Raw genomic sequence first — 22,695 nt, 5'->3', positions numbered from 1 at the left:
TAACATTAATTTTTTGACCAAAAAATGTAGTCAATTTAACCATTATTTAGGCTATTTTTTGGTGTTGCCAAGTTCAGCGTACACTTGTACACTGAAAGCACATTTTACTATTTCTGAGTACACTATGAGTGTTGTACCTGCTTATTCTGCCAAAGAAGAGCAACTAAATGCGCTTTCACACGGGGCTGGGGTTATTTTTTCAATTTATGTACTGTGGGAGCTGCTGACAAAATCACAAAGCTCTGCGCATATCATCAGTGCAATAGTTTATGGTGCAAGCCTATTTTTGCTATTTTTATCGTCGACACTTTATCACAGCAGCCTTGATCAACGTGCACGCGCTATTTATAAAAAATGTGACCACTGTGCTATTTATATTTTAATTGCAGGCACTTATACCCCATTTTTAGTGTTGTCATTAACTGGGCTTTGGTCAATTTTACCTTTAATATTTATATGGTTTTTAGCTTTGGGTGGTGTGTATTACAAATTATGGGTTACAAACCAAAACAAAAAAGTATCACTAGCAACCTATTTATTAATGGGCTGGTTTGCAGTGGCTATTATTTATCCGCTTTATTTAAATGTAGATGTAAATGCATTATGGTGGTTACTCGCAGGCGGGCTTTTTTATAGTCTAGGCACCTTGTTTTACAGTGCTAAACAACGCCAATTTAGTCATGCAATATGGCATGTGTTTGTGATTGCAGGCTGTGTTTGCCACTATGTCTCTATTAGTAAATACATTTATTAACGTAAGTAATACCAATCGACTTAAATATCTAACCATTCTAGCGGGCTAAATAAACCGCTAACTGCGTTATAAATGGTCAGTAATTTAACACGATTGGTATAAAAGTTATAAACCCATCACCAACGATAAATACGCATATTCACTTTACCACTTTTAAAGATGATCCCCTCGCTTAGCAATAGTTGATACTGCTTAAGGTATTGAGGGGACCCTTCAGGAAACGATATTTTACCTTGGCTGTTGATCACCCTATGCCACGGAATAACAGAGTCTTTAGGCATTAACTTTAGTAATCGTCCCACCAAACGCGCATTATTTGGCAGACCTGCCATCGTAGCAACTTGGCCATAACTTGCTACACACCCCTTTGGTATATTTGCCATAACCGTGTATATCTTGTCTTCTTTTGAAATATCAGTCATTAATAAATTGTTCACTTGCCCGCTTGAAACCTTGCCAGATCGCCCGTGCCACTGGCCCATGATGTACTGAATACTGCCTAAAGACTCTAATTTGAGCACTAAAAGTATGCTCTCTATCGACTACTTCAACACGTTGTAAAAGCCCTGAGTCAAGCTCAGATTGGCAATGAGCTAGGCTTATCATTGCCCACCCCGCCCCCGAAATTAAAAATGATTTCAATGTCGCAATATCATCAATTTTCATAATAGCAGAGCCTTTAGAGTAAGATAATCGCTCAGAATCAAAACTCATTTCACTCTCAAACATTGCCAAACACGGATAATCTTGCAATTGTTTATATTTGACGCGTTTAGGCACTAAGTTATTGGCGCATACGATACCAATATCAAGTTTCCCGATAGGCATACTTTCTAAATCGCCAGTGGCATGAAATAAATCAAACCAAGGGCCGATCCCTAAATCTGCTTGAGCTGTATTTACTTGCTCCAAAGAGGCAAAGCGTTTTCCGCTACTTACGCTAAACTCTGTACTTTGATACTGCCTAAAAGCATCACAAATAATATCGTTATATTGCGGGGCATGGCAAAGCTGCTCATAACAGATCTTAAAATTAGCTTCGTTTCCTAGTGCAAGCTCATTGGCTAACTGAGTTAAATAGGATTGTGCACTGAGTAATTGTGCTGCTTCTCGGTGAAAAAGCTTGCCTTTTTCAGTGAGCGATAACCGGTACTGATTACGATCAAGCAGTTCAAAACCAAGCTCAGCTTCTAACTTTTTGATAGCAAGAGTGAGTGCTGGTTGAGATTTATGTAATGCATTTGCTGCCTTTGATAGGCTTTGGGTCCGCACTATCGCATCAAGCATTTTTAGTTGCACAAGGTTCATATTGTATTCTTACGCTTTATCATAAATATTATTTATGATCTTTTTAAAATTTAATAATTTTTATTTTATATGTTTGCGGCGTATGCTGCACTTAATTTATGTTTTCATAGCCACGGAGAAGACCATGAAACTGTTGCCAGTTTTAATTATATTGACATTAATACTGAGTTTAACCGCCTGTAAAGAAGCAAATACCGACACCCCTGTCGAACAACCTATTCGACCAGTAAAGTTATTTGAAATTGACGCTAATTCTGATGAAACGATCCGCAGTTTCCCTGCAGAGGTCGTGGCAAACCAAGGATCATACTTAGCATTTCGAGTGAATGGCGAGTTATTAGAGTTTCCTGCTTTAGCTGGGCAACATGTAGAAAAAGACCAATTGCTAGCTAAACTAGATCCCGAAGATTTCCAACTCCAGTACGATGAACGAAAAGCACGTTTTGAGCTTGCGCAATCTCAACTAGAGCGAGTGGAAAAATTATTTAATAAATCCATTACTAGTCAATCCGAACTTGATCAAGCTTTAGCTAATAAACAAGTTGCAGAGTCAGCTTTGAAAATAGCAAAAACCAATCTTGATAACAGTGAATTACGCGCGCCATTTAGTGGTACAGTGGCAAAAGTATTTGTTAAGAATTATGAAAACATTCAAGCCAAACAGAATATTTTACGCCTTGAGACACGTGATTTAATGGACGTAATAATCCAAGTACCTGAAAAACTAATTGCTCGCATTGATAAAGATGCAAAATACCAACCCACTGTCGTATTTGATGGCTACCCGGATAAATCATACACACTCACGATAAAAGAATTTGATACCCAAGCAGATCCAGCAACGCTTACTTACAAAGTGGTGTTCTCACTGCCGGTCCCTGAAGACTTTAACTTGCTTGCAGGTATGACAGGTCGTGTGGATATTGATTTGAGTAAAATCACCCATTCGCAATCACATTATGCTCTGTTACCTGTGGAAGCTGTTTTCTCAGAGCCAACTGAATCAGCCAACAGTAGCTATGTATGGCTCTATGACAAAGCTACGGGCAAAGTGACTAAACAAGCCGTTAAAGTGGGGCAACTGCATCGCAGCGGTATCGAAGTGCTTTCAGGAATAAAACAAGGGCAAACCGTGGTTGCAGCAGGTGTTCATTACCTTGAAGAAGGAATGCAAGTTCGCCCATGGCAAAAAGAGCGAGGCTTATAAAAATGAGTTTTGCTGAAGTTGCCATTAAAAATAAAGTGATCAGCTGGATGTTCGCGTTACTGCTCTTGATCGGTGGCGTGGTGTCGTATTTAGGGCTTGGCCAACTCGAAGATCCTGAGTTTACTTTAAAAAAAGCCATGGTGATCACCCTCTACCCTGGTGCCTCACCACAGCAGGTTGAAGAGGAAGTCACGTTTCCAATTGAAAACGCCATTCAACAATTACCTTATGTAGATTACGTTACCAGTATTTCTTCACCGGGCAAATCGCAAATATCCGTGGAGATGAAAAGCACCTATCGCAAGCAAGACTTACGTCAAATTTGGGATGAGCTCAGACGCAAAATAAATGATAACGCTTCCTCACTACCAAGCGGTGTCTATCCAAGTACAGTATTAGACGATTTTGGTGATGTGTACGGCGTTATGTATGCAGTTACTGGCGATGGTTATTCGTATGATGAATTAAAAGACTATGTCGATTATTTAAAGCGTGAACTGGTATTAGTTGAAGGCGTGAGCAAAGTCACCGTTAGTGGTGAACAACAAGCCCAAGTGATGGTAGAAATATCAACCCGTAAACTCGCTCAGCTTGGCATCGCTCCTAACAGAATCTATCAATTATTACAGTCACAAAATACCGTATCAAACGCCGGTAAAGTGCGAGTTGGGGATGAGTCAATTCGTCTCCACCCTACTGGTGAGTTTAACGATGTGACAGAGCTTGAAAATTTACTTATTTCAAAACCAGGGGCCAATGAGCTTATTTATTTAGGCGATGTCGCCACGGTTTACCGTGAATACGCTGAAGTACCCAGCAATGTGATGCGTTTTAATCAGCAACAAGCCTTATTAGTTGGCGTATCTTTTAGTACCGGTGTAAACGTGGTTGATGTGGGTGATAATATTCAAGCGCATTTAGCGTCTTTAGAATACCAGCGCCCGCATGGTATGGAAATTAACACGGTCTATAATCAACCTGTTGAAGTTGAAAAGTCTGTTAGCGGATTTATTGTCAGCTTATTAGAGGCCGTTGCAATTGTGATCATTGTATTACTGGTATTTATGGGCTTTAAAAGCGGCGTATTGATCGGCATTATTTTATTACTGACCGTACTCGGCACCTTTATTTTCATGAAGCTGTTTGCGATAGATTTACAGCGTATTTCGTTAGGGGCTTTGATCATCGCTTTAGGTATGCTGGTCGATAATGCCATCGTTGTCACCGAAGGGATATTAATTAACCTAAAGCGCGGGCAAACAAAAGTGCAAGCCGCGACTAATATTGTGCAACAAACAAAATGGCCTTTATTAGGTGCAACGGTAATTGCTATCACGGCTTTTGCGCCTATCGGATTAAGCTCTGACGCCAGTGGCGAGTTTGCTGGTAGCTTATTTTGGGTATTGCTTATTTCACTGCTGTTAAGCTGGATCACCGCAATAACCCTCACCCCATTTTTTGCTGATTTAATGTTTAAACAAGCTGAAGTTAAAGAGCAAAACCAAGATGAAGACCCTTACCAAGGCGTTATCTTTAATACTTATAAAAGCTTATTAAGCAGTGCAATGCACTTTCGTAAAACCACCTTGTTACTAATGGTGGTACTGCTTGTCAGTTCTGTATTTGGCTTTAAATTCATTAAACAGGCATTCTTTCCAGCATCTAACACCCCGATGTTTTACGTCGATTATTGGCATACACAAGGCGCTGATATTCATGCAACCTTAGACGGTGTGGCCAAGCTTGAAGCTTTTTTACAAAAAGATGAGCTGGTTGAAGAAGTCACCTCAACAATAGGCCAAGGCGCGCCACGCTTTATGTTGACCTACGCACCTGAAAAATCATACCCAGCCTACGGGCAATTGATCATTAGAGTGAAAGACCGTGAAGCCGTCGCCACTATGATTGCTAAAGTGCGAGATTATGAACACAGCCATGTTTTCGATGCCAAACTTAAAATCAAGCGGATGGAAATTGGCCCATCGACGGACGCAAAAATAGAAGCACGTTTTTCTGGCGCCGACCCCGTAGTACTGCGTCAACTGGCAAAAGAAGCCAAAGCAGTATTTAGCCAAGATGCCGGTGCGTACAATATTCGTGATGATTGGCGCGAGCGCTCTAAGCTTATTCGCCCTCAGCTTAACGAACAAAAAGCACGCCGTTTAGGGATTGCCAAAACAGACTTAGACCAACTGTTGTTAACCAGTTTATCGGGTAAAAAAGTCGGCGTGTACAAAGATGGCACTCAGCAGTTACCAATTATCGCCCGCTCTCCTGCAGAAGAGCGTTTGAATGTTGAAAGCCTGCGCGACTTGCAAATATACAGTCCTGTACTTGGCGTGTTTGTCCCCGTTACCCAAGTGGTGGATGAGTTTGTTGTGGAGTGGGAAGACAGCCTAATAATGCGCCGCGATCGTAAACGCACCATTACCGTCATGGCTGATCATGATGTCATTGGTGATGAAACACCAGCAAAACTATTTGCCCGAGTCAGAGCAGGAGTTGAAGCGATTAAACTTCCTCATGGCTACGAGCTACAATGGGGGGGCGAATTTGAATCATCCACTAAAGCGCAAAAAGCCATATTTGGTTCACTACCATTGGGTTATTTGGCCATGTTTGCCGTGACTGTGTTGCTATTTAACTCTGTTAAAAAGCCACTGGTTATATGGGCAACTGTGCCGCTGGCCATCATTGGCGTCAGTGCAGGTTTATTGCTAATGAACGCAGCATTTAGCTTTATGGCTTTACTTGGTTTACTGAGTTTAAGCGGCATGCTGATCAAAAACGGCATTGTATTAGTGGATCAAATAAACCTTGAACTCAGTGAAGGGAAAGACCCTTACCAAGCGGTATTTGATTCTGGTGTAAGCCGTGTTCGCCCTGTGGCTATGGCTGCAATCACCACAATTTTAGGCATGATCCCACTGTTGTTTGATGTGTTCTTCCAGTCAATGGCGGTGACTATTATGTTTGGTCTAGGTTTTGCCACGATACTAACGCTGATTGTTGTGCCAATGCTTTATACCGTGCTGTTTAAGATTGAAGTACCAAAGAACAACTAACAAAAAAGGCCAAGTAATTTAAATTATTTGGCCTTTTTAAAAACATATCTAACTACTTTTTTAAACTCAGTGTGCCTGTTCTTCGTTTTGCAGTTGCACGAGGTTTATTAAAAGACTTATTGGCTTTAGATGGCTGTTGCGACTGTGCTTTTTCAACATACTTTTGAAAATCCCGTTTTTTAACATCGGCTGTGGCTTGCTTATTTTCATCTATCGAACGTTCTTCGGTTTTACCCGAATCCGCAATTGAGTCATTAATTTGTGCCATTTCTTGCTCAGTTAAATGGCGCCACTGCCCTACTTTTAAGCCTTTTAGCGTCACATTCATAATACGCGTGCGCTTTAGCGTAACCACTTCATAACCTAAGTATTCACACATTCTACGAATTTGGCGATTCAAGCCTTGGGTCAAAATAATAGTGAACTCTTTAGCGCCAGTTTGCGTGACTTTGCACTTTTTAGTCACAGTATCAAGAATGGGGATCCCCCCCGCCATTTTATTTACAAACTGGCGATTGAGTGGTTTATCAACGGTCACAACATATTCTTTTTCGTGATTATTACCGGCACGAAGGATTTTATTAACGATGTCGCCTTCGTTAGTTAAAAATATCAGCCCTTCAGAGGGGCGATCTAAGCGGCCAATGGGGAAAATTCGATCAGGGTAGTTAACGGCTTTGACAATATTACTTTGAATTTTACGCTCGGTAGTACAGGTTATACCCACCGGTTTGTTATAAGCTATGTACACACGTTTTGGCACTTGTTTAAGTGGTTTTCCATCAACAAGCACAACATCGCTAGCGGCGACTTTCACACCCATTTCAGGGCGTTTGCCATTAACAGTAACACGACCATCTTCAATATACTTATCAGCTTCACGTCGAGAGCAAAAACCAGTGTCACTAATAAATTTATTTAATCGTTTTAAATCTGTCATGGCCAATTCATCTTAATTTTAAAGGCCCGTATTGTAAACCAGCACTGAATATTTTGCGCGGTTAATTTATGTTTTGTAGAGTATCTTTGCGTAATTGGGCAACATCAAACCGATAGCTACTTTGATTTGTTTCTAATAGGGAAAGTTGTTTGAAGTCTAGAAAAGACCAATCAGTAATATCAATTAAATAATCATACTGATTAATGTTGTCTTGCGTGATCACCGCTAAATCTATCTCTATCTTGGTATTATTTTGCCAAAACAAATGCCCATTATGGTGATCAACCAAAGTGGTGAGCGCCCATCCTCCCATTAAATAATGCCCCCCCACACTGGCTGTCAGCTTTTTTTGTTTGATTAGCAGTATGTTATCCCGAAGCCAATCAAATCCACCAATTAAAAAAGGCTGTTTACGCTCTTTTATTGCCGTAAATGCACCTAATGCCATCAAATCTGACGCTGTCCAAATCACATTGATATTGGGGTAGCGTTGTATTAATTTTTCAGTCTTGGTCATGGCTTCCATTTTTGACCAATTTGCATAAACGATTTGATTAAGCTTTAAATTATACTGGGTTAAATAATCCATTAACCCGGCGCTTCGACTATCCGATTCAGAGCCATAATGACCATTAATAGCCACCACATGAGGCGTTAACGCTTGCTGATGTGCTTTTGATATTAGCGCCTTAGCTAATAATTTACCCGCCTTAAAGTTATCGTGATAAATTTCACCTAGCCAATTTTTATAAATTTGTTGTGGCTCCCCTATCGCTGCTTTTTCTGCTGCGGCAATTGTTTGCTCTAAAGTAATAAACTTAACGCCAAACTCTTCTAATAATGACATAGATTGCTCAGCGCCTGCGGGGTAGTTTAACAACACCACATAATCAGGCGTAGCGCGGTATTTTAAATATTTTTTCAGTTCAGCCAATTGTATATAGCGGTTTCCTTCGCCATAAATTACATCAAGCTTTACATTGTGCTGCCCCGCGGCTACCGCCATAATTTTTTGTACTTTTGTCCAAAAAGGCTCACCTTCTACTGACGGGTTCACAAATAAAATAGAGATTGCCGCAGCCCCCTTGGCTGCGGCACTAAATACAAATACTAAAATGACTAATAAATACTTCATAAAATCACCTTACAGACTGTCTATCCTTAGCATAGTCTAGAAAGGTTAACTTGACAGTTTTCTCCACACGAGTTCGAGCGGCCCACGTTTAAAAAAGTGACTATAAAACTGACAAGCGACAAATTGGAGTATGGCAATAAAGGTGACCAACAAAAAATAATCTATGCGATTAAACGTTAAAGTCCAATCTGGATAAAGTACTTTAAACAAGGTGGATAAGATGAGTGTTTGTGTTATGTAAACAGAAAGTGATAAGCGACCTAAGCGCTGAAAGCCCGAGTAAAATAAGCATCCTTGTGAGTACTCTTTTACGACAAGGTGTATAACCAACAAGGCAACAAACAATGCAGCAAGCCAATTTATAGGCTCTTTTAACGCATAAGATAAGGGGGAATGTAAATACTCTAATACAATTCTAAATCCAGTGAAAACTAATGCAGCAATGCATACATACTTTACATACTGCTTTGGTAGACCACTTTTAAAGACTGCATTTTTGTATGCGTAGATACCAATCAACATTAAACCGGCACTCATCCATAAAGTAATGAGCGGCACGACAATGAGCATGATAAAAAATACCAACGCATTTGTGCTCATTATTGCTAACCAACTTGAATAAGTGTCTTGATAGGTTTGTATAAATTCATTGTCTGCTCGTGTTACTATGTGATTAGGCTCAACTAATAACAACAAGAACGACACGCATGAACCTATGACTAAAAACTGCCCCCCTCTTTTCAAAATAAAGGCATCGTCATGGTTTAGGTATTTACACACTAACCAGCCTGAGCATGCATAAATAAATAAAATATCACCTGCCCATAAAACAAAACCATGTAATAAACCAATATAAGCTAATACTTTTAAGCGCTTCTTGAGTAACACTATATCTTGATAGTGCTGCCATTGAATATATAACGCAGCACCAAACAACAAACAAAATAAAGTTCTAAATCGCCCATCTATAAAAATCAGATTCGCTATTTGTAATAGGTGATCTGAAAACGGGGGAAATTGCGCGGGCACATAACCATATTCGAATAGCCCAAAGGTATACACATTCATGTACATCAAGCCCAATACAGCTATGCCACGAATGACATCCATGTTGTTATTTCGCATTACTTTTCACTAATCGTATTTATGAGTATTGGACCAGTTTAACGCACTTTCGTAGAGCTTAGGTAATCCTTCACTGGATATATTTAACAAAACAACCGCTTTTTCAAGCGCCCACCAGCTCCCAGTTTCATAGGCTTTGACTGTTGCTAAAATATAATACAGCGTATTTTTTTCTGCCATCAGGGCCGACTTTATGGGCTCAGGAAATGGGAGCTTCTCTAGTAACTGTTCCATTGGTCTATCTAAAATGGCATCTAATAGTGAAAACAATCCCGTTAAGAAAGCACTGTCTGACTGAGAAGGCGCAACTTTCTGTGCAATCAATTCACAAAACCGAGCCCTAATAATGCATAGTTTAACCAACTCCGAAGGTTTTGATTGAGTCATATGGGCTGTAATTATGAGACTTACAAACTTTCTAATATGATCGTGCCCTAAGTACACCAACGCCTGCTTAATCGATGCTATTTCTTTTTGTACTGGAAATACACCACTATTTATTAATCTTAGTAACTTAAACGCCAGCGCCGTATCTAGCTGAAAAAGCGCCGCAATAGTATTAATGTTAGGGTTTTCTTTCATCGCCTGCGCGTAAATAGATAGTGCAAGCGTGTAATTCATATCAATATCTTTTTGCTCAACTACTACAGGTTTTGCAAAAAAATAACCTTGAAAATAATCAAAGCCCATCGCATGCGCTAATGCAAACTCTTCACCGGTTTCAATTTTTTCAGCAAGTAATCTAATTTTTTTATATTTACTTAAATGTTTAATGACGCCACTGATTGTTTCTAGTGGCGTAATTCGAATATCAAATTTGATTAATTTGACAAACTTAAGGAAGCGATCCCAGCGAGGCTCATAGATAAAATCATCAAGTGCTAAGGTATACCTTTTATGAAACAACTCACGACATAGCTGATAGTTCTCTTCTGTGGGCTCAATGGATTCTAGTAGCTCAAGAACAACATCACTGTTTGGTAAAAAAGTACATAGATCCATTTTTAATGAGTCAGGTCCTATGTTAATTAACGCTTTCTTACCAGACGTGATATGACGAGTACCAAAATTAAGCTGATTTTCCATTATCAACTTTGCCGTAGCAACACTTTCATCGATATTTGGAAAATGATTATTGGTACTATTACGAAACAATAATTCGTAGGCAACAACATGCTGGCGACGATTAAAAATTGCTTGGCGCGCAACAAATACTTGCACTTATCCACCTCAAACTTAATGACTTGATAATTGTCAACACGACAAAACCAATACTAAGTAACTAAATTATAATGTTATTGCAATCCATTATAGCTAGTAAGGTGATAAATAGCAGTATTAAATATAAAGTTTACCTATGTAGTCTTTTGCAATTTGAGACCAAGTAAAACGCGCCGCCGCTGCATTTTTCACAATTTCAGCCCATTGCTTTGGCTGTTTAGATTTCATTGTTAAAGCGGCTTCAAAACAGCTGATCAGCGCTTGGCTTTGTGTTTGTAAAGAATCACCACTAAAACTAAAACCATTTTCAAGATGAGAGATAGTATCGTTTAAGCCACCCACTTGATGCACTAAACAAGGTTGTCCTGCCCGCATAGCTAACATTTGGCTTATGCCACAGGGTTCAAAGGAGCTTGGCATTAAAAATAAATCGCCGATTTCGTACAACAACTCACCTATGTTATGTCCATAACCTTTTAAAAATAATAAATTGCTATTACGTGCCATTGCAGCTGCCATTATGTGTTCGAGTCTTGCATCACCGGATCCTAAAATAATCATCCGCCCTTGTTGCTCAGATAACATCTCACACAGCTCATCTAACACTTGCTGACTTTTAAACGGTTGACGCAGCAACAAGACTTTTTGGTCCGTGAGGCGCCCCACACTTGTTACTAAAGGACCTGTAACGGGTTGATTAATAAACTGCAACAGTCGTTGATGAGCAATATAGAAGCTACTTTGTAATTGGGCTTCTTTTGCTATCCAAACAAATAAAGCGCGCTCTATCTCACTATAAAGATCAGCTAACTGGTTAGTAGAAGGCTCAATGTGCATGTTATATTCACAGCCATTGAGTATGCCAACCACTTTATTATTCCGCTGGGCATTTTGTAAATCGTGCTCTAAACCTTCCCCTCCAAAGAAACCATTTTCTGGCTCACTCGGTAATAACACTTCACTGGCGTAGGTGGGTGAAACCAAATGTACTTTATCAGCGAGATTAATCGCACTGCGCATCGGATTAAAACAGTGCGGGTAACGCGGATCACACAGTAACTCACCATTATAACTAAGCGAAGGAAACCATGCCTCTAAGCTCGACTCATCACCTTTAAACGGCCTAATTCCTTGCAAGGCAATATTGTGCACTGTATAAACAGTACGTAAAGAAGAAAAAGAGACAAAACGACGGTCAAACTTTAATAGCACAGCCACACATGCACTATGCCAATCATGTAAATGCAATACATCAGGGCGACCTATCACACCTTGTAACAACGCTTCACATACGCTTGCATTAAATAAGGCAAACTTAGTCGCATCGGTTGAAAATGGTTTATCTCCATTATCATTACAATATACAGCACCATTGTGTTGACTAAACAATGAATGGGATAACACAATTTGTCTAACTTGTTGCTGTCCTACATGTAATTGCCATACTTGGACAACATGAATACGCCCTGCAAAAGGGACTTCTACAGTACCCAATTGAGTCCGCTCTAACGTGCTAAAACCATAATCAGGAATTACTACATCTACAGTTAAACCTTGCTCTGCTAGTGCGTTTGGGCAATCCCTGAGGACATCGGCAACACCACCGACTTTGGCATTTGGTAAAGCGTCATTTTCGGCCGCAACCATTAATACATGCATCTTTTTCTTATTTCCTACTACTTGTATACCCAAACCAAGCCCTTGGGCATTTCACAGCGACTACTCTCATCATTGTTACTTCTTAAAAGGGGCAACTATTTATCCAAAGTAACGCCTTGATATTAAGCCCCCGTGAAACGCTGAATTCTGTATCGTGAGGTGGCTTGGGTATATGTCTTTTTAAGCTAATTGTTTACTCTCACGTTCAAGACGCTCAAGCTTTTTTGACAGTTCAGTAAGCATTTCACGCGTTACTAATACGATGCCTTTTTTAGAGACCCTAAAGCCATTTTCTTCATCGGCTTTACGATCAAAACCTATTTCAACCCCCGCTGGCACTTCACATCCGCGGTCAATAATAGCACGGCGAATACGACAATTTCGTTGGATGATCGCCCCTGGTAATATCACAGACTCTTCAATAACACAGTATGAGCGAATATGTACATTAGAAAACAGCAACGATTTTCGTACCACTGAGCCTGATATAATACAGCCACCCGAAACTGTTGAGTCAACAGCCATGCCACGTCTGTCGTCATTATCAAAAATAAATTTTGCAGGTGGTAGCTGTTCTTGATAAGTCCAAATTGGCCAGGTTGGATCGTATAAGTCTAACTGCGGCTCTGGCATTACCAGTTCCATATTTGCTTCCCAAAATGAATCAAGGGTGCCAACATCACGCCAATAAGGCTGGCCTTCGTGGCCTGGATCACGAAATGGGAAAGCAAATACATTATGTTCTTCGATTATAGCCGGAATGATATCGTGGCCAAAATCTCGCCCTGAACCTTCATTCTCAGCATCTTTTTTCAACTGCTCAAATAAAAATTCAGTATTAAACACATAATTACCCATAGAGGCTAAGCATGTACCAGGTTTACCTGGAATAGAACTAGGCATTTTCGGTTTTTCGTCAAAACGTTTTACACGCTTTTCTTCATCTACGGTCATTACACCAAAAGTATCTGCGGCCTCTTCACATGGAACTTCAATACAACATACCGTCATATCTGCTCCCGTTTCTACATGTTTTGCTAATAACGCACCGTAATCCATACGATAAACATGATCACCTGATAAAATCATCACATACTTTGGTAATTCATGACGGATAATATCCATGTTTTGAAAGACCGCATCGGCAGTTCCGCAATACCACTCATCGCCATAGCGTTGTGATGCAGGTAAAATTTCAACTGATTCACCCAGCTCTTTTTTAAAGTGGCCCCAAGCGCGATTAACGTGGCGAATTAACGAATGCGACTTATACTGAGTGGCGATCCCAACACGGCGAATACCTGAATTAATACAGTTTGATAGCGGAAAATCGATAATACGATGTTTACCACCAAAATAAACCGCAGGTTTTGCCCGCCAGTTGGTTAACTCATGTAACCGTGAACCACGGCCTCCCGCTAAGATCAATGCATAGGTTTCTCGTGTAAGACTACTTATGTAGCGATTTGCATAACTTGGCATAATTATCTCCGTATTAATCTGTGCTATTAGTGGCTGTGTCGGCCATTTTAGATGTTGTTAATGCTTGTAAATGCCAAATATCATCGCTGTATTGGCCAATCGTTCTGTCACTTGAAAAAACGCCACTGGCAGCAGTATTTAAAATACTCATTTGCGTCCAGTGTTGTTGATCTTGGTAGGCACGCTCAACATTTCGTTGGGCTTGCACAAAACTGTCAAAATCATGGGCAACTAACCAAGGATCGTGAGGACTTTTGATTGCACCAATAATGTCGTCAAATAAACCGGGTTCAAATAAGCTAAAGTGACCACTTTCAAGTAGTTGCATTACGTTAAGTAAATCAGGGCTATTATGAATAATATGCAGTGGGTTATAACTTTGCTTTATACCCTCAATCTGCTCTGCTTGTGCACCAAAAAGAAAGAAATTATCAGCACCTACGGCATCACGAATTTCTATATTCGCCCCATCTAGAGTGCCAATGGTCAGCGCACCATTCATCATAAATTTCATATTACCTGTGCCTGACGCTTCTTTACCAGCAGTCGAAATTTGTTCTGACAAGTCTGTTGCAGGGCAAATAGTTTCCATCGCTGTTACATTATAGTTTGGTAAAAACGCCACACGTAAATAAGGCTGCGCGAGAGGATCTTTATTAATCACATCAGCAACATTATTTATCAGTTTAATGATACGTTTTGCCATGTAATAACCTGGCGCTGCTTTACCGCCTAATAAAACACAGCGTGGCACTAAGTTTTCGGTGTCGCCGCGGCGAATACGATCATATAAATGAATGATATGCAGTACATTTAATAACTGGCGTTTGTATTCATGAATACGCTTTACTTGCACATCAAAGAGCATGCTAGTATCAAATTCAACCCCACACCTAGCTTTAACTAAATAAACTAGACGCTGTTTATTTTCAAGCTTAACTGCTTGCCATTGCTGATGAAAATTAACGTCATCGTAATAACGACGTAATTGGCTAATTTGGGCAAAATCGCCTACCCAATCTTGGCCTATTTTTTCACTAATCAGCTGAGTTAACTTTGGATTACAATGTGCAAGCCAACGGCGCGGCGTGACGCCATTGGTTTTATTGTTGAATTTTTCCGGCCACAACTCATAAAAGGTTTTAAATAGACCTTCTTTAAGTAATTCAGTGTGTAAAGCAGCAACACCATTAACTGAAAAACTGCCCACAATAGCTAAATATGCCATTCTAACTTGCGGGTCTGGGCCTTCTTCGATTAATGACAAGGCTCGTTGTTTTGCAACATCTCCAGGCCACGCCAAAGCAACGTGAGCCAGAAAACGGGCGTTTATCTCGTAGATTATTTCTAGAATACGCGGCAATAAGCGTGAAAATAATGACACTGACCATTTTTCTAGAGCTTCAGGAAGTAATGTGTGATTAGTGTACGCCATTGTACTTGTGGTGATCTGCCATGCGCTATCCCAATCAAGATCATAGTCATCAATCAATAAGCGCATTAACTCTGCAACCGCAATACTTGGGTGCGTGTCGTTCAGTTGAAAAACATGATGTTGCGCAAAATCAGTAAAATCTTCGCCGTGCTGTGATACCCACGCATCAACGATATCTTGTAGACTCGCCGACGATAAAAAATACTGCTGCCTAAGCCTTAGCTCTTTACCATTTTCACTGCTGTCATTAGGGTAAAGCACCATCGTAATTTGTTCAGCTAGGTTTTTATGGGCAACCGCATCAGAGTAACTTCCAGCATTAAACTGGCCTAAATCAAACTCATCAGTGGCTTCTGACTTCCAAAGTCTAAGAGTATTCACAATGTCATTTTTATAACCTGGGATCGGCACATCATAAGGGACAGCTAACACGTCTTCCGTATCTAACCATTGGCGATGAACTCGACCGTGTTTATCGGTATAACTTTCTACATGGCCGAAAAACTTAACACGCTTAGCTTGCTCTGGTGCGCTCAACTCCCAGGGATGTCCTTCACGTAACCAATTATCGGGCTGTTCAATTTGGTGACCATCTTCTATTGATTGGTTAAACATGCCATATTCATAACGAATACCGTATCCAGTTACGGGTAATGCCAAGCTTGCACAGCTATCTAAAAAACAAGCTGCCAATCGTCCTAAACCACCATTACCTAGACCAGCATCATGCTCAGCTTCAGCCACTCCTTCAATATGAGCACAATAGTTATTCAGTGCATGCTTGACCTGTGCATCTAAATCTAAATTTAAAATGGCATTACCCAGAGCCCGCCCCATTAAAAACTCCAGCGATATATATGCTGCTTTGCGGCGTTTCTCACTGTGTATTTGTTGCTTAGTGGCGCGACAACGAGCCACTAATCGATCACGGATAGTTAACGCGAGTGCGTTATATAGATATAGTTGAGACTTGCCGACTTTATCGCGGCCAAGGGTATAGTAAAAATGGCGAGATAAATCATCTTCAAGCGTACTTTCATCGATTAAAGGGGCATCTTGCCAGCTTTTTGCAATACATATTTGTTCACCGTTATTAGCCATTTCCTTGATCCTCTAAATTGCCTGTAAAAACCCAACTGCTTTGTGCAGCAACCTCAAACTCTTCGCTATCTTTAAGCTTTGCTTGATCAACACTACTGATCGCCAAGTGCCAACCAGCCGACCCTTCAAGCACTGGTAACTGACATTTAACCGCAACATTACTTGCATTTAAAATAATCAATAACGCAGTATTCAACTGAGTATCTTTTAAGCTATACATCAAAAATTGTTTCGAGCCATCATGCCAGTCACTTTCTTGCATTGCTTTACTTTGCTCGGTATACCAGTCAACAGCAAAGCGTTTATCAGTATCATGTAAAAATACACTGTGCTTAAAAACACAATGTTGCTTACGGATACTAAGCACATCATCAATAAACCGCGTCAAGCTATGGTTTCGCTGTGACTCTTTCCATGCCAGCCAACCAGTGCGATTATTTTGGCAATACGCATTATTATTACCGCCTTGTGAATGCCCCATTTCACTGCCAGATGAGAGCATAGGTACGCCTTTTGAAAGCAACAAAGTGAGTAAAAAGTTTTTTTGTTGTTGTAACCGTAACGCTGTTATTTTTACATCATCGGTAAAACCTTCTACACCGCAATTAAATGAATAATTCGCGCTGTGACCGTCGCGGTTTTGCTCACCATTGGCTTCATTATGCTTATGCTCATAGCTTACTAAATCGGTTAATGTGAACCCGTCATGACTGGTGATAAAGTTAATGCTATTGAGCGGTCCTCGATGATTATGACCAAACAAATCAAACGAGCCATGTAAACGTTTAGCAAGCTCAGCCAACATATTGTTTTGGCCTTGCCAAAAACGCCGTACAACATCGCGATATTTATCATTCCATTCACGCCATGGAGCAGGAAAAGCACCAAGCTGATAGCCACCTGGGCCGATATCCCAAGGCTCAGCAATAAGCTTAACTTGGCTTAAGATGGGATCTTGATTAATGGCTTGTAAAAAACTATGGCTTTGACTAAATCCCTGTGCAGTGCGGCCTAAAATGGTGGCTAAATCGAATCTGAACCCATCAACCCCCATTATTTCAACCCAATAACGTAGGCTATCAAGGACCATTTTCAGACTAAATGAGTCATCTATATTTAAAGTATTTCCACAACCTGTATCGTTTATATAAACTGCCGGATCATCGTGTAACGTACGATAGTAACCTGGGTTATTTAAGCCACGCCAAGATAAAATAGCGCCATCACTACCCGCTTCTGCAGTATGGTTGTAAACCACATCCAAAATGACTTCGATACCCGCTTCATGTAGCTTGGTAACCATTTGCTGAAATTCAGCAATTTCATCAGTCACTAAATAATCTTTATGTGGTGTAAAAAAGTTTAACGTATTATAGCCCCAATAATTTTGGAGGCCTTTTGCTGTTAAAAACTGTTCGCTAATAAAGCTGTGTACTGGTAACAACTCTAATGTTGTAATACCGAGTGAGCGTAAATGTTCAATAAAGCTTGGATGGCTCAAACCTAAGTAAGTGCCTTGTAAATGAGCCGGAATACTTGGATGGCGTGCAGTTGCGCCTTTTACATGACATTCATAAATAACTGTTTTACCCCAGCTATGATTGGGCTTTTTACCTTGATAAGGCAATAACTGAACCACTTTAGACTTTGGAATATCAATCGCATTATTGACTGTACTTAAGGTGCCTATAGGCATTTGCCCATAATGGCGCTCACTCCATGTAAATTCACCAAACAAATCTTTTGCATAAGGGTCAATTAACAGTTTTTGACTATTAAAAAACAGTCCTTTTTTAGGTTGGTACTCACCATCAGCACGATAACCATATAAAGTACCGACGGCGAGCGGCGCTATATGTAAACTCCATATGCCACCTTCGTTATTATTCATTGCCAGCTTTAACACTTCGGTATGACCGCTGGCATCAAATAAGCACACATATAACTGTTTAGCCAAAGGTGCATACACAGCAAAATTAACGCCGTCAGCAAGTACACTTGCACCAAGTGGCGAGACATGTCCTTTATTTAGTTCAATTGATAGACTCATCAGGCACCTTTTTTAAGTAAACGGTCGCAAGCGCGGGTAATGAAATCTTGATGCTGTGTTGCTGGCCATGAGTTGCAATAGGTGAACTAGTAATTGTTTTATTGGTATGAGCAAATACACGCACGCTAGAGCCAAACAGTTGCTCATCATCGGTATTTAAAATCACTTCAAACTCACCAGCTGTTGGCACACCAATACAGTAGTCATGGTAAACTGCTGGCGTTAAATTACTGATCACAACCACATAATTACTGGCTTTTTTTGCAAAGCGAATAAAACTAAAAATACTCTGCTGGGCATTTTGGTTATCTATCCAGCAAAAGCCCGCAGGATCGGTGTCCAATTGATGCAGTGCTTCCTCACGACGGTAAACATGATTGAGCAATGTTATGGTTCGCTGCACGCCTTGGTGAGATAAATGCTCAAGCAAATGCCAATCAATAGATTGATCATGATTCCATTCATTTCGTTGCGCTATCTCACTGCCCATAAACAGTAACTTTTTACCTGGGTGTGCCCACATAAACGCGTAATACGCACGTAAATTTGCAAATTTTTGCCAATCATCACCTGGCATTTTTTCAATTAATGAACCTTTACCATGCACCACTTCATCATGGCTTAACGGCAGAATGTAGTTTTCACTGTAGGCATATACCATGGAAAACGTTAATTCATGGTGATGATGCTGGCGGTATAGTGGATCCCGTTGCATATAATGCAAACTATCGTTCATCCAGCCCATGTTCCATTTGTAGCCAAACCCTAAGCCATCATGATCGACCTGACGCGTAACTCCAGGCCAAGCCGTGGACTCTTCAGCAACCATCATGATCCCAGGATTGTTACCATAGCAACGTAAGTTAACTTGCTTTAAACATTCAATCGCCCCCAAGTTCTCACGGCCACCATACTTATTCGGGATCCATTGTCCCTCTTTACGACTGTAATCTAAATAAAGCATGGACGCCACAGCATCAACACGCAGGCCATCAATGGCAAACTCTGCCAACCAGTACATCGCATTTGCAACCAGAAAACTACGAACTTCTGGGCGGTCGTAATTGTAAATGTAAGTGTTCCAATCTGGGTGAAAACCTTGCCGCGCATCTGCATGTTCAAATAAATGCGTGCCATCAAAACAATGTAGGCCATGGGGATCACTTGGAAAATGCCCTGGCACCCAATCAATCAGTAAACCAATATTTGCTAGGTGGCATTGTTCAACAAAATAGCGAAAATCATCCAAACCACCAAAACGACTGGTTGGTGCAAATAAACCAACCGGCTGATATCCCCAAGAGCCATCAAATGGATACTCGCTGATCGGCATAAGTTGAATATGTGTAAAGCCATGCTCTGTTACATAGCTAATGAGCCTCTGTGCTAATTCTTGATACGTTAAATAACGGCCCTCTGCACCACGTTGCCAAGAGCCTAAATGCACTTCATAAATACTGATAGGCGCATCTACTGCATTACGCTTGCTCCGTTGTGCGCGCATTGTGTCGGTCAATTCAATCGCAGCAGGACGAGCTTGTAATACGGAGGCAGTACCCGGAGCTTGTTGCATTTTAAATGCAAATGGATCTGCTTTTTCAAGCACTTCGCCACTGAGCGTAGTGATCGAAAACTTATAACACTGCCCTTGTGTCAGCCCGGGTATAAAGAGGTCCCATACGCCTGACGCAGGATGAAAACGCATAAAATGCTGACTACGTTGCCAATGATTAAATTCACCGATCACTGAGACACTGCTGGCATTGGGTGCCCAAACACTAAAACGCACCCCTTCCGCAGCAGAAAATTCGATAAAATGAGCACCAAGATGACGATAAGCATGCTCCAACGTACCTTCGTTGAATAAGTACATTGCATTGTCATCCAAACTGCTTTCAAATCGATAAACATCTTCACAAACAACCTGACAATCGCTGTAATCAACCACGAGTTGATAAGCCGAGATATCTTTATTATTCAGTTGTAAAATAAATAAATCAGAATCAGGGTAACGTGTGCAAGAAAGTGTTTGCTTCGCCAGTTTAATACTTAAGTTTGTTGCTCCTGGCATATAACAGCGGATTTCACTGTGCGTATCAGAAATAGCATGTAACCCTAAAAAGCTAAATGGGTCTTTAAAGCAGCCACGCTTTAAGGCATCAACTTGTTGTTCATAGTGCTGTAATTTTGCAGATTTACGAACAAGAATGTTCATTTAATTTGTCCTTATGGAATGTATAGCATTGAGCAGTGCACTATGGCGGGTCAAAATATGCTCACTTGAATGCGTTAATACCCGACGCCAATTAGGGTACTCTTGATCTGTTCCCGGAATGTTAACTGGTAAGGTTTGCTCATCTAGGTCATCGAGCTGGATCGTAAATAACTTTGCGGGTGCATGTGCTAAGCCTAAAGTCACGGCATGATAAACATCGCTTGCGTCGCTTTGCTGCGTGAGTGAGTGTGCTTCACAGCTCGATAGAAAACGCAGTAAGCGTTGTTTTTCAATATCGCGCTCTGTTTGAAGTTGAGCTAATTGCTGTTCATCAATTAATTGATATTTCAATCTTAAAGTAAGATCAAGCCCTTGCCACCAACCAAAAAAAGGTGGCACATCATGATTTGCAATCATTAATAATGATTGCGAAGGAAATGACTGCGCAGTTAAAAACTCACCTTGATTATCTTTTTCAAAGTAAAATAAACCATTTGAAAAAATAGCTTTATCTGCAAGGGCGGTTTTCACTTCTGGAGGAACCACACCGAGATCTTCGCCAATCACAATGCATTCGTTTAAATGTGATTCAATTGCCAATACAGCCAGTAAATGTTCAAAAGGATAATAAACATAGCATCCATCTTGTTGCTGCTGATTTTCAAAACACCACCATAGACGACGAATTGCCATTACGTGATCAATGCGCAGGCCACCCACATTTTCCATATTGGCGCGAATTAACGCTTTATAGTAACTAAAATTGTTATCACTGAGCTTAATTGGATTAAGTGCGGGTAATCCCCAGTTTTGCCCTTGCTCAGCCCAAGGATCAGGTGGTGCCCCAACATAGGCCGAATCTGTAAATAGTGACTGTTGATTCAAAAATTCACTGCCATCACCTGCACACCCTACCGCTAGATCATTGATCAAACCGATACTCATACCGTGTTCTCGAGCACTGATTTGACACTGTTTTAATTGCACATGCGCTTGCCATTGTAAGTAGTTGGCAAATTCGGTATCTGTAACCTTCAATGTAGACAGCGTGGCTTCATGCAGCTTACAAAAATCAGCAAAGTGTTGTTTACGTTGTTCACTGCCATAAGTTTGAAAGTGCTGATACAATAATTTAAATGCAGCATACTTAAACTGATTTACTGCACTGTAGTCAATATAACGTAAGTCTTGTATACGCTGTTTAAACTCTTTAGCGGCATGGCTGTGCAAATAGCGTTCAAGTGCAGGATTATTACTGCTATCTACACACAAATCGATGGCTATATAAAGTGGATTTAACAATGCACGGCTATTTGGACTGTAAGGACTTGCTCGCTCTGGTTGCTCACAAAAAAGTAAATGCAGTGGGTTTAGTAAAATATAGTCCAACTGCTGCTGCGCAGATTGCTGCACTAGCGCCAGTAAATCAGCAAAGTCCCCTACACCAAGATCAGCTTTATTTTTTAAACTATAAAGTTGAATAGATAACCCGCTTTGCTTTTTATCACTTACTTGATAGCAATGTCGAGGTGTTACCCATAGCTGGGTGTGCTGTATGATATCGGCCACTTGCACATGTGCATCAACATAGCCAATTGGCAAACTGGGTAAAGGAAAAACGAGCTCTAAATACGTGATCCCGTTAAATACATAATCACCGCTACAATCAAGCGCAGCTAATGAATGTGTAACAGTCGGCAAATTAACACTGGAAAAAGAGACCGTACAGTCTTGAGCTAGCATACGGCTATCAACTCGCACTTTAACAGCAGGTTGCTCAGCATTGACTAAACTACAACTTGGCACCAGTTGTAGCCATTTATTTGCATCTAAAAGAACATTAAGATGATCAACCTGTGCCTGATCAGTGACATCAACACCACAGCATTGCAAAGCCTTACTGCGGGTTGCATTACTAAACACAACATGTTCGCCGTTATACTTAGTGTACTCATAGCCAATACCATGTAGATAAAATAGCTGTGAAAGTGACTCCAT

15 protein-coding genes are annotated in these 22,695 nt (G+C 40.6%); 3 read left to right on the top strand and 12 right to left on the bottom strand.

What is annotated here, in order from left to right; genetic code table 11:
* The first annotated feature begins 124 nt into the window (after window positions 1-124).
* Complete coding sequence (trhA, locus tag CWB85_RS04175; RefSeq protein ID WP_138554185.1) at window positions 125-754, top strand: PAQR family membrane homeostasis protein TrhA; 630 nt, start codon at window positions 125-127, stop codon at window positions 752-754.
* Between the two features lie 116 nt (window positions 755-870).
* On the opposite strand, the gene CWB85_RS04170 is transcribed toward trhA, so the two are convergent.
* Together CWB85_RS04170 and CWB85_RS04165 are read right to left on the bottom strand one after the other, a co-directional pair.
* The gene (locus CWB85_RS04170) at window positions 871-1,176 is read right to left on the bottom strand and encodes an MGMT family protein (protein ID WP_016706690.1); all 306 of its coding nucleotides are present in this window, start codon (window positions 1,174-1,176) and stop codon (window positions 871-873) included.
* Complete coding sequence (locus CWB85_RS04165) at window positions 1,169-2,062, bottom strand: LysR family transcriptional regulator (RefSeq protein WP_016706691.1); 894 nt, start codon at window positions 2,060-2,062, stop codon at window positions 1,169-1,171. The genes CWB85_RS04170 and CWB85_RS04165 overlap by 8 nt, the downstream gene beginning before the upstream one ends.
* A 124-nt stretch (window positions 2,063-2,186) precedes the next feature.
* Here CWB85_RS04165 and CWB85_RS04160 point away from each other — a divergent pair, with 124 nt between their 5' ends.
* Together CWB85_RS04160 and CWB85_RS04155 are read left to right on the top strand one after the other, a co-directional pair.
* Complete coding sequence (locus CWB85_RS04160) at window positions 2,187-3,269, top strand: efflux RND transporter periplasmic adaptor subunit (RefSeq protein WP_138554184.1); 1,083 nt, start codon at window positions 2,187-2,189, stop codon at window positions 3,267-3,269.
* Between the two features lie 2 nt (window positions 3,270-3,271).
* Window positions 3,272-6,334, top strand: coding sequence for an efflux RND transporter permease subunit (locus tag CWB85_RS04155; protein ID WP_138554183.1), 3,063 nt, complete (start codon window positions 3,272-3,274; stop codon window positions 6,332-6,334).
* 52 nt (window positions 6,335-6,386) lie between these two features.
* Here the strand turns inward: CWB85_RS04155 and rluF are convergent, their stop codons facing one another.
* The 10 genes from rluF to malQ form a co-directional block, all read right to left on the bottom strand.
* Window positions 6,387-7,274 (bottom strand): 23S rRNA pseudouridine(2604) synthase RluF, encoded by an 888-nt coding sequence (rluF, locus tag CWB85_RS04150; protein ID WP_016706694.1) that lies wholly within the window; start codon window positions 7,272-7,274, stop codon window positions 6,387-6,389.
* Window positions 7,275-7,335: 61 nt separating this feature from the next.
* Window positions 7,336-8,409, bottom strand: a complete 1,074-nt coding sequence (locus tag CWB85_RS04145; protein ID WP_138554182.1) for an ABC transporter substrate-binding protein — start codon at window positions 8,407-8,409, stop codon at window positions 7,336-7,338.
* A gap of 45 nt (window positions 8,410-8,454) precedes the next feature.
* Window positions 8,455-9,534 carry a DUF418 domain-containing protein gene (locus CWB85_RS04140; RefSeq protein WP_138554181.1) on the bottom strand — a complete coding sequence of 360 codons (1,080 nt, stop codon included), beginning with the start codon at window positions 9,532-9,534 and terminating at the stop codon, window positions 8,455-8,457.
* 9 nt (window positions 9,535-9,543) lie between these two features.
* Window positions 9,544-10,755: an EAL and HDOD domain-containing protein gene (locus CWB85_RS04135; RefSeq protein WP_016706697.1), complete on the bottom strand. Its 1,212-nt coding sequence runs from the start codon at window positions 10,753-10,755 to the stop codon at window positions 9,544-9,546.
* A 117-nt stretch (window positions 10,756-10,872) separates the two neighbouring features.
* The gene (locus CWB85_RS04130; protein ID WP_138554260.1) at window positions 10,873-12,414 is read right to left on the bottom strand and encodes a glycogen synthase; all 1,542 of its coding nucleotides are present in this window, start codon (window positions 12,412-12,414) and stop codon (window positions 10,873-10,875) included.
* A gap of 180 nt (window positions 12,415-12,594) precedes the next feature.
* Window positions 12,595-13,896: a glucose-1-phosphate adenylyltransferase gene (gene glgC, locus CWB85_RS04125; protein WP_016706699.1), complete on the bottom strand. Its 1,302-nt coding sequence runs from the start codon at window positions 13,894-13,896 to the stop codon at window positions 12,595-12,597.
* A 13-nt stretch (window positions 13,897-13,909) separates the two neighbouring features.
* Window positions 13,910-16,432: a glycogen/starch/alpha-glucan phosphorylase gene (locus CWB85_RS04120; RefSeq protein WP_138554180.1), complete on the bottom strand. Its 2,523-nt coding sequence runs from the start codon at window positions 16,430-16,432 to the stop codon at window positions 13,910-13,912.
* Window positions 16,425-18,482, bottom strand: a complete 2,058-nt coding sequence (gene glgX, locus CWB85_RS04115) for a glycogen debranching protein GlgX (RefSeq protein ID WP_138554179.1) — start codon at window positions 18,480-18,482, stop codon at window positions 16,425-16,427. The genes CWB85_RS04120 and glgX overlap by 8 nt, the downstream gene beginning before the upstream one ends.
* The gene (gene glgB, locus CWB85_RS04110) at window positions 18,466-20,697 is read right to left on the bottom strand and encodes a 1,4-alpha-glucan branching protein GlgB (protein WP_138554178.1); all 2,232 of its coding nucleotides are present in this window, start codon (window positions 20,695-20,697) and stop codon (window positions 18,466-18,468) included. Before glgB ends, glgX begins: the two co-directional genes overlap by 17 nt.
* The gene (malQ, locus tag CWB85_RS04105; RefSeq protein WP_138554177.1) at window positions 20,698-22,695 is read right to left on the bottom strand and encodes a 4-alpha-glucanotransferase; all 1,998 of its coding nucleotides are present in this window, start codon (window positions 22,693-22,695) and stop codon (window positions 20,698-20,700) included.

The sequence above is a fragment of the Pseudoalteromonas sp. S1727 genome, from assembly GCF_005886375.1.
Taxonomy (GTDB): Bacteria; Pseudomonadota; Gammaproteobacteria; order Enterobacterales; family Alteromonadaceae; genus Pseudoalteromonas; species Pseudoalteromonas haloplanktis.
This window is presented reverse-complemented; position numbering and strand designations above follow the sequence as displayed.

What these genes read in the sequence shown, in the direction of transcription:
- rluF (WP_016706694.1), bottom strand. Translation starts at nt 7,274, where the DNA reads ATGACAGATTTAAAACGATTAAATAAATTTATTAGTGACACTGGTTTT.
- CWB85_RS04160 (WP_138554184.1), top strand. Translation starts at nt 2,187, where the DNA reads ATGAAACTGTTGCCAGTTTTAATTATATTGACATTAATACTGAGTTTA.
- glgB (WP_138554178.1), bottom strand. Translation starts at nt 20,697, where the DNA reads ATGAACATTCTTGTTCGTAAATCTGCAAAATTACAGCACTATGAACAA.
- glgX (WP_138554179.1), bottom strand. Translation starts at nt 18,482, where the DNA reads ATGAGTCTATCAATTGAACTAAATAAAGGACATGTCTCGCCACTTGGT.
- malQ (WP_138554177.1), bottom strand. Translation starts at nt 22,695, where the DNA reads ATGGAGTCACTTTCACAGCTATTTTATCTACATGGTATTGGCTATGAG.
- CWB85_RS04165 (WP_016706691.1), bottom strand. Translation starts at nt 2,062, where the DNA reads ATGAACCTTGTGCAACTAAAAATGCTTGATGCGATAGTGCGGACCCAA.
- CWB85_RS04170 (WP_016706690.1), bottom strand. Translation starts at nt 1,176, where the DNA reads ATGACTGATATTTCAAAAGAAGACAAGATATACACGGTTATGGCAAAT.
- trhA (WP_138554185.1), top strand. Translation starts at nt 125, where the DNA reads ATGAGTGTTGTACCTGCTTATTCTGCCAAAGAAGAGCAACTAAATGCG.
- CWB85_RS04140 (WP_138554181.1), bottom strand. Translation starts at nt 9,534, where the DNA reads ATGCGAAATAACAACATGGATGTCATTCGTGGCATAGCTGTATTGGGC.
- CWB85_RS04145 (WP_138554182.1), bottom strand. Translation starts at nt 8,409, where the DNA reads ATGAAGTATTTATTAGTCATTTTAGTATTTGTATTTAGTGCCGCAGCC.
- CWB85_RS04120 (WP_138554180.1), bottom strand. Translation starts at nt 16,432, where the DNA reads ATGGCTAATAACGGTGAACAAATATGTATTGCAAAAAGCTGGCAAGAT.
- glgC (WP_016706699.1), bottom strand. Translation starts at nt 13,896, where the DNA reads ATGCCAAGTTATGCAAATCGCTACATAAGTAGTCTTACACGAGAAACC.
- CWB85_RS04155 (WP_138554183.1), top strand. Translation starts at nt 3,272, where the DNA reads ATGAGTTTTGCTGAAGTTGCCATTAAAAATAAAGTGATCAGCTGGATG.
- CWB85_RS04130 (WP_138554260.1), bottom strand. Translation starts at nt 12,414, where the DNA reads ATGCATGTATTAATGGTTGCGGCCGAAAATGACGCTTTACCAAATGCC.